The sequence below is a fragment of the Aquiflexum sp. TKW24L genome, from assembly GCF_023502205.1.
In the GTDB taxonomy this organism is placed as follows: domain Bacteria; phylum Bacteroidota; class Bacteroidia; order Cytophagales; family Cyclobacteriaceae; genus Cognataquiflexum.
Genome location: NZ_JAMFLG010000015.1, coordinates 38,245 through 54,517, shown reverse-complemented (window position 1 = coordinate 54,517; position 16,273 = coordinate 38,245). Strand labels below are relative to the sequence as shown.

Sequence of the window (16,273 nt, the reverse complement as noted above, 5' to 3'; positions counted from 1 at the left end):
GGCTTAAAAATTGGGTTGAAAATGGAAAAAACAATTTCATGATTATTCCAATGATTAAAAAACCCAAGGCCGTCAGGAGGCGATTTTAGTCGACTAATATTATTCGTGTGTCAAAATCATTGCTTCAAGCCTGTTGTAGCACTTGTCGGCCAACTTCAAAAAACCATCTTCTCCAGAGAAAGAACCGGGCTGAATGGCTGCTGAAAAATAAACCTGTACTTTTCCCGGCCTCAACATGATCGAACCCCGCTTCATGATTTGGTCGGCACCGATGACTGCCATCGGCATAATGGGTGTCCCTGTCTCGATAGCGATTCTGAAAGCCCCTTTTTGAAAGGGCAGCAATGCCTGCCCGCTATCGTTTCTTGTTCCTTCCGGAGCGACAACAATAGAAATGCCTTTTTTGAGAATTTGCATCAGCCGCTCCACGGAGGCTTTTCGCGAAGCGGTATCTTTCCTGTCTACCCAAACCGCCACCCTGGAAACCACGAACCCGAAAACAGGGATTTTGGAAAGTTCCTTCTTGCCGATAGCCCGCACTTCCTGTCTGATGGCCATGGGAATCACCGGAGCATCGATAAAAGACCTGTGGTTGAAAATATAAATGTACGCCTGCTTTGGGTCAATGTGCTCCCGACCATGGATTTCATAGCGGATGCCTACCAAAAAATACCAAATTCCTGCCCAAAAGCGGATAAATATAAAGGAAACCTTGCCTCCCCTCGGACTGACCAATAGTGGGATGACAATAAACAATCCGAAGACCAACATCACTAGGACAAACAATACAGCTGCATAAAGGGTATAAATCCACAGAATGATTTTCATTTTAGGAAAGGTTTGGGTAATTTTGGCAATCGTTAAATAAATTTACTAACTCTTTGCTTGCAAACAACCCCTGAGAGCGATTTCGGGGGTTTCGTTTTTTTAGGATTTAATTTCCATAAAAATTTTTCATTTCTCGCAAAGTCGCAAAACCGCAAAAGAAGGCTTAAATAACCCTTTCCTAATTTTCACTCAGTAGGCTAGGACTGTGTACTTATTACCGTAAAACTGACCTTTGAAAACTGCCCACTGACCACTGAAAACAGTGGGCTGTCGACCGTGGACTATGGACTGATTTTTTTTAACAATTGAGTCAAAACATACAACGAAAAATTTTCAACTTTCATAGACTTGGCCTTAGAATTATATTGTACATTGTCTTTTAGTTAATTTGAGGCGCCTTAGAAATTTAATGTCCTTTTTGAGTTAAAAATAATTCTATGTCAAAACACAATCTTGCTTTTAAAACCCTCCTTGTCATTGCTTTTTGTGCATCGGTTCTCTTCGGATGTAATTCCAAGCCAATAGACCAGAATGTAGAAATAATTAATATCGGAGATTCGGAACCACAATACCTTTCAAAAATCATTGAGAATATTGAATATGTAGTTTTGGAAAACCCCAATAAGCCTTTTGTCCAAGCCGATAAATTATTCGTTTTTGAAGAGGGGATTATTTTAGCTGACTTTTGGAGTAATCATACTTTATTGAGGTATGATCATTATGGGAATTTCCTCAACTCTATTGGCCACTATGGAGAAGGACCTGGTGAATATCTTCAGATTACGGATGTCGATTTCGATGAAATTAATAAAAATATGATTGTCATTTCCAGAAATCACCTCATTAAATACGATTTGGAAGGGAATTTCAGCAGTGAAATTCAAATAAGAAACAGACCTTATAAATTTTTAAAACTGGATAGTGACAGGTATTTATTTTATTTTCCTGAGGTCTTGGCTCCCGAATTGAGATCTGGGATTGATAAAGCAATTCTATACAATTACTCACCTGAAGAGGATAGTTTAGAACCAATTTTAGATCCTATTTTTCCGGAAGTATTAAATTACATGGGAGAAAAGAATAATCTCTTTAAAATGGGAGAAACAATCTTGTTTTCATTAAATTTTTGCGACACTATTTATTTCATTTCTGAAAATAAAATTAGTAAAAAGCTCTTTCTTGATTTTGGTTCCTCCCAAAATGATTTGTCCAAGTTGTACGGGATTCCTATACTTGAATTAGTAAATAAATTAAATGGAGATGGGTTTAATAACATATCTACTCATTCTCCCCATTTATTTGGCAATAAACGGTATTTGGCCTCCGCATATAGGAAAAATGGAGTCCATTTTTTTGTCTATGACATAAAAGAAAAGACACCCTATGTCTCATCAAAATTGGTGAATGACGTGGATGGAGGGCTTGGTTTTGGTATCATCAAAAGAATGGATGAAGATTATATCTATTCATTTTTTGAACCGGAAGAAATCCTCCAACATTATGAAAAGAACATTGATCAATTAAAAGACCAAGACAATAATTTCACAAAACTTGCAAGACAGATCAGTAGAGATGATTTTTTGATTTTGGCCAAGTATAAATTGAAAAAGTAAACTTCATTATTTGACCCCTGAGAGCGATTTCAGGGGTTTCGTTTTTTAAATGGTTTCGAGATTAGAAGGGTGTTAACGAAAACTTAATATACAGGTTGTTATTTGGTTTTTCGCATATACTTCAAAATAATGAGCCCGAAAAATTTTATTTAAACTACGGATTCCGAATATTATAGCTTTTTAGGTATATTGTTATTTTTAAAAACGAAAAAATTCCTATTTTTTTTTATAAGTATTATATATAAAAATTTGGCAGTTTATTTTTTTTTTACATTCATAGGATTAATTTATCTTTAACCATTAATTATTAAAGCTTATGAAAAAGTACCTTTTATCAGCCACCTTCGGTTTTGCAATGGTGGCAATGTTGTTTTCTTCTGGGAAAGTTCAGGGACAAGCTTCTTTGCCAGGATCTTATTATGTAAGCTCTGAATTTTGTTATTGCGGAATAGAAGTAGATAAATGTCGGTATGACGGTGAATCCCCTTGTGAAGTTTCAAGTCAAATTCCTTGCGAGGAAGCCTGCGGGGATTAATGTTTGGGGCAGATTAAATTATCTATCTGCCCCAAATTCTGCTATTTAAATTACTTTCTAAACCAACGAGTTAGTAACATGACCAATCATTCTTTCAGGTTCAATTATTGTTTTGCTTATAGTCTATTGTTTCTTATTGCATGTTCATCAAAGTCAAATGACCAGAATGTAGAAGTAATCCACATCGATAAAGCTAAAGCTGAAATCTTATCAAAAATTGTAGAGGATATTGAATATGTTGTTTTGGAAAACCCCAATAAGCCTTTTGTTAAAGCTGACAAATTATTTGTTTTTGACGGAGGGATAATTTTGGCGGACTACTGGAGCAATCATACCTTATTGAGGTACGATCAAAATGGGAAATTTCTCAATCCAATAGGCAGGTATGGAGAAGGACCGGGTGAATATGTTCAGATTACGGATGTGGATTTTGATGATAAAAGTAGAAATTTGATTATCATCTCCAGAAACCACCTAATCACTTACAGTATAGATGGAGTATTTATTGATGAAATTCCATTAAAAAACCGGCCAACCAACTTTTTGAAATTAGATGGTAACAGTTATCTGTTTTATTTCCCTGAAGTATTGGCTTCTGAATTAAGATCCGGAATTGATCAAGCAATACTTTACAATTTCTGTCCAGATACAGATGTAATGACCCCTCTGCTAAATCCTATATTCCCAGGATCTTTGAATTTTATTGGGGATAAAAACAATCTTCTTAAGATTGGAGATTCAGTTATTTTCTCATCCACTTATAGTGATACGGTTTATTACATTTCCAATAATGCTGTTTATAAAAAGGTCTATCTTGATTTTGGTTCCGCACAGAATGATTTATCCAAAATGTATGGATTATCACATAACGATAGGAGAGACTATGTGAATAGCGATGTTTTCAATTATATAGTAATCCATGTTCCCCATTTATTTGGTAATTCACGGTTTTTAACCTCTGCATTTAGAAAAAGGACAGGATTTGATTTTTTCTTATACGACATGAAAGAGAAAATACCCTATGTCTCTTCAAAAACGGTGAATGATGTGGATGGCGGGCTAGGTTTTGGAATTATCAAAGGGATGGACGAGAATTATTTTTACGCTTACTTTGAACCTGAGGAAATTCTCCAGCATTATGAAAAGAACATTGATCAATTAAAAGACCAAGACAATAATTTCACAAAACTTGCAAGACAGATCAATAGGGATGATTTTTTGATTTTGGCCAAGTATAAATTGAAAAAGTAAACTTCATTATTTGACCCCTGAGAGCGATTTCAGGGGTTTCGTTTTTTCACCAGATATTCGTGGTCGCAAAACAAATACATTTTTCCTTTCAATAATTCTCCTTTTCCAAAAAAACCTTACATTTGCAGTCCGTTCGGGTGAACGGGGTCTCTGCGACTGATTCTCAGCGACTTTTCATCAACTAAAAGCCTCAATCCCATGACCCTAGGATGGAGGAATGTCAGGGTCAATCAAACATTATGTCTAATCAAAAAGAGTTTAACTGGGATAATTTCTCCACCAAAGGTTTTGGTGACGGATATTCCAAAGAACAAAAGGCCGACATGGAAGCCATGTATGCCGGAACTTTGAACACGATCACAGAAAAAGAAGTCATCAAAGGTACTGTAGTAGGTATCAATGACAAGGACGTGATCATCAACATCGGCTTCAAATCTGATGGCTTGGTTCCAGTATCTGAATTCCGTGATCTTCCTAATCTTAAAATCGGTGATCAGGTAGAACTATTCATCGAAGAGCAGGAGAACTCCTTGGGACAGCTTGTCCTTTCAAGGAAAAAAGCAAGAATGGTACGTGCATGGACTGATATCGAAGATGCTCTTACCAATGACAGCGTGATCGAAGGTCTTGTAAAAAGAAGAACCAAAGGTGGTCTTATCGTGGATATCTACGGTGTGGAGGCTTTCTTGCCAGGTTCTCAGATCGACGTGAAGCCTATCAGGGATTTTGATATCTATGTAGGCAAGAAAATGGAAGTAAAAGTGGTTAAAATCAACCACACCAACGATAACGTAGTTGTTTCGCACAAAGTCTTGATCGAAAAAGACCTTGAGAAGCAAAAAGCTGAAATCCTCAACAACCTTGAAAAAGGTCAGGTATTGGAAGGCGTCATCAAGAACATGACCAACTTCGGTGTATTCATCGATTTGGGTGGTGTAGATGGCTTGCTTCACATCACTGATATCTCTTGGGGTAGAATCAACCATCCGGAAGAAGTTCTTAACCTTGACGACAAAGTTCAGGTTGTGGTACTTGACTTCGATGATGACAAGAAGAGAATTTCTTTGGGTATGAAGCAATTGACTTCACATCCTTGGGATGCTTTGTCAGCTGAATTGGAAGTTGGCTCAAGAGTGAAAGGTAAAATCGTCAACGTGGCCGATTACGGTGCATTCTTGGAATTGGCTCCTGGCGTTGAAGGTTTGATCCACGTTTCTGAAATGAGCTGGTCACAGCACCTTAGAAATCCTGCTGACTTCGTAAAAGTCAGTGACGAGATCGAGGCTGTTGTTTTGACTTTGGACAAAGACGAAAGAAAAATGTCTCTTGGCATCAAGCAATTGACAGAAGATCCTTGGACAAAAGGTGACATGTCTACCAAATACGCAGTGGCTACCAAACATAAAGGAGTGGTAAGAAACTTGACAAACTTCGGTTTGTTCCTTGAATTGGAAGAAGGAATCGACGGTTTGGTACACGTATCTGACCTTTCTTGGACCAAGAAAATCAAACACCCATCTGAGTTTGTAAAAGTAGGTGACGAATTGGCTGTAGCTGTTTTGGAACTTGATGTTGACAACAGAAGATTGGCACTTGGACACAAGCAATTGGAAGAAAACCCTTGGGATACTTTCGAAACTGTATTCCCAATCGGATCAGTGCATAAGTGTACCGTGAATTCTAAAAATGATAAAGGTGCAGTTCTTGAGCTTCCTTATGGTCTTGAAGGTTTTGCGACCTCCAAAAACCTAGAGAAAGAAGACGGATCTAATGTAGAAGTCGGTGAATCTTTGGATTTCAAAGTAATCGAATTCTCTAAAGATGACAAGAGGATTGTGCTTTCCCATTCTTCTACTTACAGAGAAGATGCTAAATCTACCGCAACTTCAGCGGCAGCGGCTGCTGCCAAGAAAGCCGGTGGCAAGAAAAAAGCAGACGAACCCAAGGTTGAAGCCCCTGCTGCTGCAGAGAAATCAACTTTCGGTGACATCGATGCTTTGGCTGAGCTGAAGGAGAAGATGGAAGGCGGAAAGAAATAAGACGCAAGTCCCGATAGCTATCGGGACAAGATTCAAGACATGAGATAGATACTCATGGAATTTGAAGATTTGAGATAAATTTAAAGAAGTGTCTGCCTAAAGGTGGACACTTTTTTTATAACTAATCCTTTGAGGTTTTTAAAACCTCGAAGGATTAACCTTTTTTAGCTCCAAATAAAAATAATTAGCATCGTACTTTAATTTGTCGCATTTCTAATTTTTTTTTCGTCATAAATTGGTATTCCAAGTTTTAAGGCAAATGACAAAAAGATGTTTATTCATAATAGTGATGATGGGTACAAGTTTTTCAGCCCTTTCCCAAAAAAACAATGAAATCCAGGTTTATTATGGTCTTCCTGAGGCCCGGATGCGGTGGAATGTTGAAGTAATCGGTGCTTCATCTAACCAATTGAATTCAGCTTTGGATTTTGGAATCAGGTATAGAAGGCAGATTAATGAAAGCTGGGGATTTACTACGGGACTTCAGTACTTTCAGGCGGAGAAAATCATAACCCTTATGCCAACCGGGATGCCTACTCTTGGTCCTTCTCAATTTAAAGAGCCTCTAAAACTACTCTCTATCCCTTTATTGGCACACTTTGATTTTCTCAAATATTTCTACCTTTCTGCAGGCCCGCAATTAGATTTTCAACTGCCTGATGACATGTTCAAATCTCAGGATCAAAGAGGAATCGGATACATTGTTGGTATCGGAGGAAGAATCGAAAAAGAAAATCTGAGCCTTTTCGTTTTTCCGAATTTCAGCAGGCATTCATGGATTCCTTTCAAAAAACAGGAATTTGATTCCCGCCAAGTGTTGGAAGTATTCAGTTTACAAGTGGGGGTTGGGTATAAGTTTTAAAAATAGAAAAGTGTCTGCCGAAAGGTGGACACTTTTTTTATGCCCATCCCAATTTCTTGCTTGGTCTGAATTGGGAGCAAATAGAGGCTTAGATCAAATTTGAACAAATCAACTAAGAATAAAATTGATTTTTGAAAATTATTTTTTAAAATTGAGTTATGAAACATCTCCAACTTTATTTACTCGTCCTTATAATTTTTTGCTCATGTTCAGGCCCAGAAAAAAAGGAGCAGGAAATTCCTGCCATTTATTCGTTTGAGGTAATTGATTCGCTGGATTTGAAGATTTTGGGCGATCCCTTGATTACGGACGTCAGCCCAAAAGCAGACCGATTTGCTTTCTATGATTTTGCCAACAGCGAATTTATCATCACGGACAACTCAGGAGCTATTTTGAGCCGATTTTCGAAAAATGAAGACACCCCTGATTCTTATGGATTCCTGATGGAATCCCCCGGTTTCGTAACTGAAAACCAACTCGCTTTGGCCGGAATGAATGGGATTTTTATCTATGATTTAGACGGAAATATGATTAAAAAACTTGCGCATCCTGAGACTTTGGCAGGAGCGGGATTCATGAGTTTTTCGGGTAAGGGAATGGAAACGGCAACACTTCATGGAAAGCAATATTTGCTTAGTAAATCTGTCCGTACGCGGGAGACTTTCGCCGGAGAACAAAAGTTTTATGACTCCTTCAGGGCTTTGGAACTTATCGATATTGAGGATGAAAATTTCATCGAAATTGTACCCTTTGAGCAAGGAAGTCAGTTTTTGGATGGAAACGGCTATTTTGAAAGTGATTATGCTCCGGCATTAGAAGCCGCCGGGGACAAACTATACATCGCCTTGGGTGGGGAGCAGCGGTTGAATGTGTACGGCCTGAGTCCTGAAGGAGCAAAGTTGGATACGGTGGTCATGCTCGATTTGCCTGGCTTTGGCAAACTGTCTGTAACTCCAAGGGCAGAATTTGCCGAAGGTACAGTTATTATAAAAGGTGGCACTCCTGCTATTCGAAACATACATGTCGTGGAGGGCAAAATTCTGTTGCAATACTATGGAGGAATTCCCGAGGAGAAAATGAAGGAATTAGAAGCACTTTATAGTTCTGGAAGTGAAGAGGAAGCTGAACTGCTCTATGAAAAAATTGAAAGTGAAGTCAATCAAGGGATTTTGATATTGGATCAAAAGACTTTGGAAGTAATCGGAAACCTTGATTTTCCCAGAGGAGTAAACATAAGTGGTTTCGCATCAGGCGGCGGATTTCTATGGATGGAAAAAGCGCCAAACGAGGAAGAAGAAGAAGATTTTTTAAGAATTTACAAAGTAAAATTGGTAGGGGAATGATAAAAAACCGGATTGCTATACTGTTCATTTTTGCGTTTATCTGTAGTTGCTCAGAAAGGGAAAAAGACGCTCGCAATACCACCGATTCTAACGAATGGGAACTTGTGATCTTGGATTCTATCCAGGTGGATTATTTGGGGAATGTTAGAGAGGGAATATTTAATAATGGAATTGGACTGGTTAAAGACATGGTCAGTGGAGCTTTAATTAGGTTTGACTCTATAGGTAATATTTTGACAACGAAAGAATTTCCTCTAGAAGGCCCCGGGTCCATATCGTTTTTGGAGACTTTGGTTGAGCATAACAGTGAATTTTTTGGAACAACTTCAGCTAAAAATATTTATCAATTTGATGCTGATCTTAATTTGAAGGAAAGGTTGGAAATGCCTTTTTTGGGTGAGGCAAGAGGCGGTGCCTACAATAGAAGAAACATTGCTTTTTGGGAAGAAAAAATACTGCTATGGTATCCTGGGCGCAATGGTGTCAGTCCCTATATTGACCATTTTTATAGAGATTACCCTCTTTTGGAATTGTATGATTTGAAGACAAAAACATCCATCCCTGTTGTTAAAACACCGGCGACATCCAAATTTAGCAGCGATGATTTTTTTAATCGGCCGTACCTAAACTTCACCATCCAAAACGACAGCTTGTATCTTACCTTTTCCAATGAGCCCATTTTGCATATATATGCTTTGGGGGATAGTATTCTTTGGAAAAGGAGTATTGATATCAATCCCATCGACTTTAAATTGATGCCCGGGCAAAAAACGCCTGTGACGTACCAAGAAATGACCAAGATGTATGAAGCGGCGATCCGTGGCGTATTTTCGGATTCGAACCATATCATCGTCACCTATCATGGAGGAATTGATAGCGATACTTTTGTAAAAAACAACTTGAAAGAAAGAGAAAATTTTTACCTGTACCCTCATTTCGTTAAGAATTATCTCAAAATCTACCGGTACGGATATGGTTGGTCAAACGAGGTAATGCTTCCTTCAAAAATTGATTTCATACTCAATATCGAATCTGTGGATAAGCCATTCTATGCCTTAAGAGATGATGATTTTCTAGAGGAAGAGCAAAACCATATCACATTCTATAAACTCAAATTGGTCAAAAAATGAATTCTAAGGTTCCTGTATTGTTGTTGCTATTCTTTTCGCTAATAGCTTGTTCCCCAAAGGAAAGTTCAGATTTTGAGACTTTTTCAAACGAATGGGAACTTGTGATCTTGGATTCCATCCAAGTGGATTATTTGGGAACTGTAGGCGGAGGAGATTTTAGAAATGGAAAGGGAGTGTTTTTCAATTTTCAGGAAAACAAATTGATTGAATTTGATGCTAATGGAAAAATCCTCCACGAATCTTCTTATCCTAAGGATGGACCTGGAAAAGTCCAATACCCAACTCAATTGAGATACACACAAGACGGAAAACTTTTTGCAGCGAGTTTTATGGGTTGGTTGTATGAATTGAATCCGGATCTGACTTTGAAACAAGAAATCAAGCTTCCATTTCCAAGTCAGGCACATGACGGGGGAGGCTTTATTAGAAATCTCGAACATTGGAATGATTCTTTAATCAGTTATTACCCGGGCAGAGACGGAGCAAATCCTTACGATCCACATTTCTTCAGAGATCACTTTCTGTTGGAAAAAATTGACCCAAAAACAGGAGGCTCAGTGCCGATAATTAAAATCCCAACTACCTCCAGATATTCCACAGATAAATACTTCGAACGGCCTTGGATTCAATTTGGCATCAATGGAAATATACTTCATATGGCTCTAAGCAATGAGACAATGGTCCATACTTTTGATCTAAGCAATGGAGGGAGTTATATAAATACCGTTGATTTTAAGCCTTCTAAATTTTTAGACAATGGTGAACAACAAGAGCCATATCAATACATTTCCCGAAAAAGAATGCTAGACGGAGATATCAGACAGTTATTTGTAACCCAGAAAGGAACGGTAATCATTTTTCTTGAAGGAATTGAGGAGGAAATTTTCATCCAAAATGAATTGAACATTCCAAAAAACTTTCCTAGGTACAAGGATTTTCAAAATCAGATCTTGAAAATTATACTGCCAGATTCCAGCCTCTCCAATGAAATACAAATCCCCTATAGAATAGGAAGATTTATGAATATTGAGGAGTTGGACAAGCCCTTCTACGCTTTAAGGGATGATGATTATCTCGGGGAAGAGCAAGATTACATCACCTTTTATAAACTTCAATTGGTCAAAAAGTAAAAAACCAACAATCGGTTTCTTTCTTATCCTTGCCTTAGAATTTTTTGTGATTCAAAGTTTATCAGCTTTGCCCTGAAAACAAAAAAGCATCCCTTTGGAGGATGCTTTTTCGATTGAGGTCGAGAGCGGATTCGAACCGCTGTACGAGGTTTTGCAGACCTCTGCCTAGCCACTCGGCCACTCGACCGTTTTTTTTACGGAATGCAAATGTAGGGATTCTACCAATTAAATCAAACGGAGCGGAACCAAATTTTGGTTCAGGTAAAATTCATTTTTTTGGTAGAATAAAAAAAGCTCCCCACAATTGGGAAGCTTTTGGAGGTCGAGGATGGATTTGAACCACCGTGAAAAGTCTTGCTGACTCTTGCCTAACACTCGGCCACTCGACCTTATCAGATTTTCGAAGATCAAAATTAATCATTAATCACAATAATACCTTCGTTTTGAGCAAAAACAAAATTATTTGAGCTAAATGAAGATTGTTCTTCCAATATAAGAACAATTCCGGCTTGAGGTCGAGGATGGATTTGAACCACCGTCAGAAGTCTTGCCGCGTAGCCTAACACTCGGCCACTCGACCTAGTAAAAGATTTAGGTATCAAGTGAGCATAATGCAAAGATGCATTAAGCTTATATTACCACTTAATAAAATTCTTGGGAGCGATTTAATTTGGGTGATTAAAACGTCCTATTTTTTGAGGTCGAGGATGGATTTGAACCACCGTGAGAAGTCTTGCTGACTACTGCCTAACACTCGGCCACTCGACCTTATAGTTGATCAAAGAAAATCACATTCTTTAACATAGACAAGTTTTTATTCAAATATTTTAAATTTAAAGTTCAATTTCTTTGGCCCCAAATTTCCTTATTTGTTCAAATGAACATGGAGTATTTTTTTCTCCAATGATTATTGCGGTTTTAATCCAAATATAATTTTATTTATAATGAATCTAAATTATAATCTTTCAAAATATTGAGTATTTAAACAATTGAAAGACAGATACTTACAATATGATTGCTTCTGATTCTCAGGGAATCTTTTCGAATTGAATCAAGTTTGAAAAATAGAATTGCGATAGTACATTTGCAGTGTTTATCAAAAAACGTGCATTAAACTGTTTAATAAGTAATAAATATGTCGATCAATCGCTCATTATTAAGTGTTCCTTTGAGATTTAGCCTCTTGATGATGCTATTCTTCCAGTTGTCAGGAACACAAGTTTACGCGGTCAATCCCGATGTGCCCAACAGTGAAGAGGCGATATCAGCTGGGAAAACCGTGTTCAATGCCAACTGTAAAACTTGTCACAGATTGGATGCCAAAAACGTTGGGCCCGCTTTGAGAGGAGTTACTGACCGTCATTCCATTGAATGGACAAAAAAGTTCATTAAAAATTCCCAGGTTCTGATTGCCTCAGGGGATGCAGAAGCGGTTGCGATATCAGCTCAATTTAATAACCTTGTGATGCCGGCAATGGAATTTCTTTCTGATGCCGATTTGATGAATTTGTTATCATATATTGAATATGGGGATAAAGTAGATCCTGCAGCCGCCTCCGCGGTAGCTGCCGATGGTACTCAGACTGCATCAGGAGGTACTGGTATACCGAGCGAGTACCTCACGATAATTCTATCAGTTCTTGTACTTGTCTTATTATTGATTTTGGTTGTTTTAGGTCTGATTATCTCGATTTTGACCAAATATCTTAATAACCAAAAGTTAGATGTTGTTGATGAAGAATACATCAATCAAAAATTTGATTTTAAAAAATTAATCAAATCAGACGCATTTGTAATAATTATAACAACAGTGGTTATTGCATTTACGGTTAAAACCGCCTTGGATCAATTATTGACAATTGGTGTTCAGCAAGGTTATGGACCAAAGCAACCAATTGCTTTTTCTCATCAGCTTCATGCAGGACAATACGAGGTTGAATGTCAATATTGCCATACGGGAGTCGAAATAGGAAAATCAGCTAATATTCCATCTGCAAACATCTGTATGAATTGCCATACCCATATCCAGAATGTTGGAGGTAAAGAAGGGATTTCACCCGAAATCGCAAAAATCTATGCAGCTGTAGATAACAACCAGCCTATTGAATGGGTAAGAATCCACAACCTTCCTGACCTATCTTATTTTAACCACGCGCAGCACGTGGCTGTTGGTGGAATAGAATGTCAGACCTGCCATGGTCCGATCCAAGAAATGGAAGTTGTCTATCAGCATAGTTCCCTTACGATGGGATGGTGTATTGATTGTCACAGACAGACAGACATCAATTCTAAAGGAAATGAATATTACGATAAATTGGTACAGTTACACAGCAGTTCTAAGCAATCACTCAAGGTAAAAGACATTGGTGGATTGGAATGTGCCAAGTGCCATTATTAATAAAAAAACAATTCAGAACTTACTTTTCTTGAATATACAATGACAGAAAATAAAAAGACCTATTGGAAAGGTTTAGAGCAATTAACAAATGATCCCGAATTTGTTAAAAATGCAGAAAAGGAATTTCCCGATTATGTACCCATCAATGGTGGAAATGAGGAAGGTTCTTCGAGAAGGGATTTCCTAAAATTAATGGGATTCAGTTTGGCAGCGGCTTCTTTGGCAGCCTGCGAAGCTCCTGTAAGAAAGGCTATTCCATATGTCAACAAACCTGTTGATGTCAATCCTTCCATTCCTAATTATTATGCCTCCACATTTTCCTCAGGAGGGGATTATGCCTCGATTGTAGTAAAAACCAGGGAAGGAAGACCTATCAAAATTGATGGAAACGAGCTTTCTCCAATAAATAAGGGAGGAATAAGTGCCATTGTCGAAGCGTCTGTCCTCTCTCTATATGACAAGCAAAGACTGGCAGGTCCACATATCAATGGAGCAAAATCTGATTGGGCGACTATTGACTCTGAAGTGAAGGCTAAGCTAGCCGCAGCAGGTACAGTGAAGATTGTTACCAATACAGTGATTTCTCCTTCTACCGAAAGCGTTATTCAGCAATTTTCAGCGGCTTTTGGGGGTGCAGAAATCATCTCTTACGATCCAATTTCTAATTACGGTATTACCAAAGCAGCTGAAACTTCTTATGGTACAGCAGTGCTACCAACTTATAACTTCGAAAAAGCAAGCGTAATTGTGAGCTTTGGAGCTGACTTTTTAGGAACTTGGATTTCTCCGATAGAATTTGCAAGACAGTATGGTCAGGGAAGAAAAATTTCGAAAGAAAAACCTACAATGTCCCGTCATTTTCAGTTCGAGTCAAACTTATCGCTTACTGGAGCAAATGCAGACTATAGAACTCCTATAAAACCTTCTCAAAGCGGCCTTGCTATATTGGCATTGTACAATGCGATTGCCAAGCAATCAGGAGCGGCGACAGTTGCAGGTGGTGCAATAGAAATCACACACCTTGACAAAGCAGCCAAAGAACTCTTGGCCAATAAAGGTAAATCTATTGTAGTATCTGGTTCAAATGATCCAAACGTACAGGTGATAATCAATGCCATCAACGACCTGCTAGGAAATAATGGCGTAACAGTAGATTTTTCTAAGCCGTCCTATTTCAGAAAAGGTGATGATGCTAAAATGAATCAGTTTGTTGCTGATTTGAAGGCAGGCAGGATAGGAGGAGTTGTTTTCTACAACTGTAATCCTGTGTATGACTTTGTAAAAGGTGCAGAAGTAGCAGAAGGAATTGCGAAGGCAAAAGTTTCTGTTGCTACGAATATCGCCATGGATGAGACCGCTTCTTTGGTCCAATATGTGGCCCCTGATCATCATTATCTTGAGTCTTGGAATGACTTTAATCCAAGAAAAGGAGAATATAGCTTGAGTCAGCCTGCAATTTCTCCACTTTTTGATTCGAGACAAGCCCAGGATACTTTTCTAGTTTGGGCAGGTGCTACTACCAATTACTACGATTTCTTACAGAAAAACTGGAATTCAACCTTATTTACAGCCCAATCTGAAACATCCAATTTTCAGGAATTTTGGGATAGGTCATTATTTAATGGGGTGTATTCAGTCCCTTCCGAATCAGCTCCTGTAGCCAATATTTCTGATGTGGCTTTAGCTGCTTCATCTGTTGCGAAAGCTTATAAAAGCGATAATACTGCGACTGAACTGTCCATTTATACAAAAGTCGGAATTGGAAACGGAACATTTGCCAATAACCCTTGGCTACAAGAAATGTCTGACCCGATTTCCAAAGCAACTTGGGATAATTACTTGACCGTTTCGCAGCAATGGGCTAATGAAAATAGTCTGAAAATGTATGAAGGAGAGACCAAAAAGGCGAAAGTCACAATTGGAGGAAAAACTCTAGTTGTGCCTATTTTGGTGCAACCGGGACAAGCACAAGGAACAGTAGGATTGGCGTTGGGCTATGGAAGGACAAAGGCAGGTAGGGTAGCCGATGGTGTCGGTGTCAATGCGTATGAGTTGGCTGATAGTTCTAAAGGTTTTACAAATTTTGATGTGACCGAAGGGGTTTCTATTGAAATCACTGCCGATACTTATAAAATTGCACAGACCCAAACCCATCAAACTTACATGGGCAGAGAGTTTGTGATTCAAGAAGCCACTCTTGGAGAATATAAGGAAAATGCTTCCGCAGGAAGGTATCATCCAAAAGTTTACAAGGAAGGTGAATTTGTGAAACCTTCTAAAATCTCACTTTGGAAAGGCCACAAATACAGCCAACACCATTGGGGATTGGCAATTGATATGAATTCCTGTATCGGTTGCGGTGCTTGTACCATTGCCTGTCAGGTAGAAAACAACGTGGCAGTCGTTGGTAAACAAGAAGTGCTAAACCGAAGAGAGATGGCTTGGATCAGGATAGATAGATACTATAGCTCTCCTGCTGATGCTACGTCTAACAAAGAATTGGAAGTTGCTGCGGATAATCCGGAAGTTACTTTCCAACCCATGATGTGCCAGCATTGTAATAATGCTCCTTGCGAAACGGTTTGTCCGGTAGCTGCAACGACACACTCTTCTGAAGGGCTTAACCAAATGACTTATAACAGATGTATTGGAACAAGGTATTGTGCCAATAACTGTCCTTATAAAGTGAGAAGATTCAACTGGTTCAAGTACCATGACAACAAAGATTTTGCTGCGGTGAACGTTGCGCAAAACGATGATATGGGTAAAATGGTGTTGAATCCTGATGTGACAGTGAGAGCAAGAGGTGTAATTGAAAAATGCTCTATGTGCGTGCAAAGAATTCAGGCAGGCAAGTTGACTGCCAAGAGAGAAGGAAGGAAAGTAAATGATGGGGAAATCAACGTAGCTTGTGCTTCAGCCTGTCCTACTACTGCCATTGTATTTGGGGACATGAATGATACCAATAGTAAAATCACTCAAATGCTCAAAATCCAAGAGGAAACGATATCCGCGATCAAAGAAGTCAATGAAGAAAGAGCTTACCACGTTTTGGAAGAAATCAATGTCAGCCCTAACGTGTGGTACTTTACCAAAATCAGAAATAAGGATAAATCAGAAGCGTAATAAATAATTTTATAAGAT

The 16,273-nt window shown here is 38.5% G+C and carries 11 protein-coding genes and 3 tRNA genes; 10 read left to right on the top strand and 4 right to left on the bottom strand.

What is annotated here, in order from left to right; all coding sequences use genetic code 11:
* Positions 1-99: 99 nt before the first annotated feature.
* The gene (locus M3O96_RS11620) at positions 100-828 is read right to left on the bottom strand and encodes a lysophospholipid acyltransferase family protein (protein WP_249720758.1); all 729 of its coding nucleotides are present in this window, start codon (positions 826-828) and stop codon (positions 100-102) included.
* 437 nt (positions 829-1,265) lie between these two features.
* Here M3O96_RS11620 and M3O96_RS11615 point away from each other — a divergent pair, with 437 nt between their 5' ends.
* The 8 genes from M3O96_RS11615 to M3O96_RS11580 all read left to right on the top strand — a co-directional run bounded on the left by M3O96_RS11615 (position 1,266) and on the right by M3O96_RS11580 (position 10,731).
* On the top strand, positions 1,266-2,441 hold the full coding sequence (locus M3O96_RS11615) for a DUF4934 domain-containing protein (RefSeq protein WP_249720757.1): 1,176 nt from the start codon (positions 1,266-1,268) through the stop codon (positions 2,439-2,441).
* A 316-nt stretch (positions 2,442-2,757) separates the two neighbouring features.
* Entirely contained in the window at positions 2,758-2,976 is a 219-nt protein-coding gene (locus tag M3O96_RS11610; protein WP_249720756.1) for a hypothetical protein, read from the top strand.
* Positions 2,977-3,054: 78 nt separating this feature from the next.
* Entirely contained in the window at positions 3,055-4,227 is a 1,173-nt protein-coding gene (locus tag M3O96_RS11605; protein ID WP_249720755.1) for a DUF4934 domain-containing protein, read from the top strand.
* A gap of 239 nt (positions 4,228-4,466) precedes the next feature.
* Entirely contained in the window at positions 4,467-6,266 is a 1,800-nt protein-coding gene (gene rpsA / locus M3O96_RS11600; protein WP_249720754.1) for a 30S ribosomal protein S1, read from the top strand.
* A 259-nt stretch (positions 6,267-6,525) separates the two neighbouring features.
* The gene (locus M3O96_RS11595) at positions 6,526-7,128 is read left to right on the top strand and encodes a hypothetical protein (protein ID WP_249720753.1); all 603 of its coding nucleotides are present in this window, start codon (positions 6,526-6,528) and stop codon (positions 7,126-7,128) included.
* 158 nt (positions 7,129-7,286) lie between these two features.
* A complete protein-coding gene (locus M3O96_RS11590) occupies positions 7,287-8,471 on the top strand; it encodes a hypothetical protein (protein WP_249720752.1) in 1,185 nt (394 codons plus the stop codon).
* Entirely contained in the window at positions 8,468-9,601 is a 1,134-nt protein-coding gene (locus tag M3O96_RS11585) for a hypothetical protein (protein WP_249720751.1), read from the top strand. The genes M3O96_RS11590 and M3O96_RS11585 overlap by 4 nt, the downstream gene beginning before the upstream one ends.
* Complete coding sequence (locus M3O96_RS11580; RefSeq protein WP_249720750.1) at positions 9,598-10,731, top strand: hypothetical protein; 1,134 nt, start codon at positions 9,598-9,600, stop codon at positions 10,729-10,731. The genes M3O96_RS11585 and M3O96_RS11580 overlap by 4 nt, the downstream gene beginning before the upstream one ends.
* A 116-nt stretch (positions 10,732-10,847) precedes the next feature.
* Here M3O96_RS11580 and M3O96_RS11575 read toward each other — a convergent pair.
* The 3 genes from M3O96_RS11575 to M3O96_RS11565 form a co-directional block, all read right to left on the bottom strand.
* Positions 10,848-10,918 (bottom strand) — tRNA-Cys (locus M3O96_RS11575).
* A gap of 129 nt (positions 10,919-11,047) precedes the next feature.
* A tRNA-Cys gene (locus tag M3O96_RS11570) sits at positions 11,048-11,120 on the bottom strand.
* A gap of 123 nt (positions 11,121-11,243) precedes the next feature.
* Positions 11,244-11,311: transfer RNA gene (locus tag M3O96_RS11565), tRNA-OTHER, on the bottom strand.
* Between the two features lie 555 nt (positions 11,312-11,866).
* Between M3O96_RS11565 and M3O96_RS11560 the strand changes: the two genes are divergently transcribed.
* Both M3O96_RS11560 and M3O96_RS11555 read left to right on the top strand, forming a co-directional pair.
* On the top strand, positions 11,867-13,129 hold the full coding sequence (locus M3O96_RS11560) for a c-type cytochrome (RefSeq protein ID WP_249720749.1): 1,263 nt from the start codon (positions 11,867-11,869) through the stop codon (positions 13,127-13,129).
* Positions 13,130-13,168: 39 nt separating this feature from the next.
* A complete protein-coding gene (locus tag M3O96_RS11555; RefSeq protein ID WP_249720748.1) occupies positions 13,169-16,255 on the top strand; it encodes a TAT-variant-translocated molybdopterin oxidoreductase in 3,087 nt (1,028 codons plus the stop codon).
* Positions 16,256-16,273 lie beyond the last annotated feature (18 nt).

What these genes read in the sequence shown, in the direction of transcription:
- M3O96_RS11580 (WP_249720750.1), top strand. Translation starts at nt 9,598, where the DNA reads ATGAATTCTAAGGTTCCTGTATTGTTGTTGCTATTCTTTTCGCTAATA.
- M3O96_RS11610 (WP_249720756.1), top strand. Translation starts at nt 2,758, where the DNA reads ATGAAAAAGTACCTTTTATCAGCCACCTTCGGTTTTGCAATGGTGGCA.
- M3O96_RS11615 (WP_249720757.1), top strand. Translation starts at nt 1,266, where the DNA reads ATGTCAAAACACAATCTTGCTTTTAAAACCCTCCTTGTCATTGCTTTT.
- M3O96_RS11605 (WP_249720755.1), top strand. Translation starts at nt 3,055, where the DNA reads ATGACCAATCATTCTTTCAGGTTCAATTATTGTTTTGCTTATAGTCTA.
- rpsA (WP_249720754.1), top strand. Translation starts at nt 4,467, where the DNA reads ATGTCTAATCAAAAAGAGTTTAACTGGGATAATTTCTCCACCAAAGGT.
- M3O96_RS11560 (WP_249720749.1), top strand. Translation starts at nt 11,867, where the DNA reads ATGTCGATCAATCGCTCATTATTAAGTGTTCCTTTGAGATTTAGCCTC.
- M3O96_RS11620 (WP_249720758.1), bottom strand. Translation starts at nt 828, where the DNA reads ATGAAAATCATTCTGTGGATTTATACCCTTTATGCAGCTGTATTGTTT.
- M3O96_RS11555 (WP_249720748.1), top strand. Translation starts at nt 13,169, where the DNA reads ATGACAGAAAATAAAAAGACCTATTGGAAAGGTTTAGAGCAATTAACA.
- M3O96_RS11595 (WP_249720753.1), top strand. Translation starts at nt 6,526, where the DNA reads ATGACAAAAAGATGTTTATTCATAATAGTGATGATGGGTACAAGTTTT.
- M3O96_RS11590 (WP_249720752.1), top strand. Translation starts at nt 7,287, where the DNA reads ATGAAACATCTCCAACTTTATTTACTCGTCCTTATAATTTTTTGCTCA.
- M3O96_RS11585 (WP_249720751.1), top strand. Translation starts at nt 8,468, where the DNA reads ATGATAAAAAACCGGATTGCTATACTGTTCATTTTTGCGTTTATCTGT.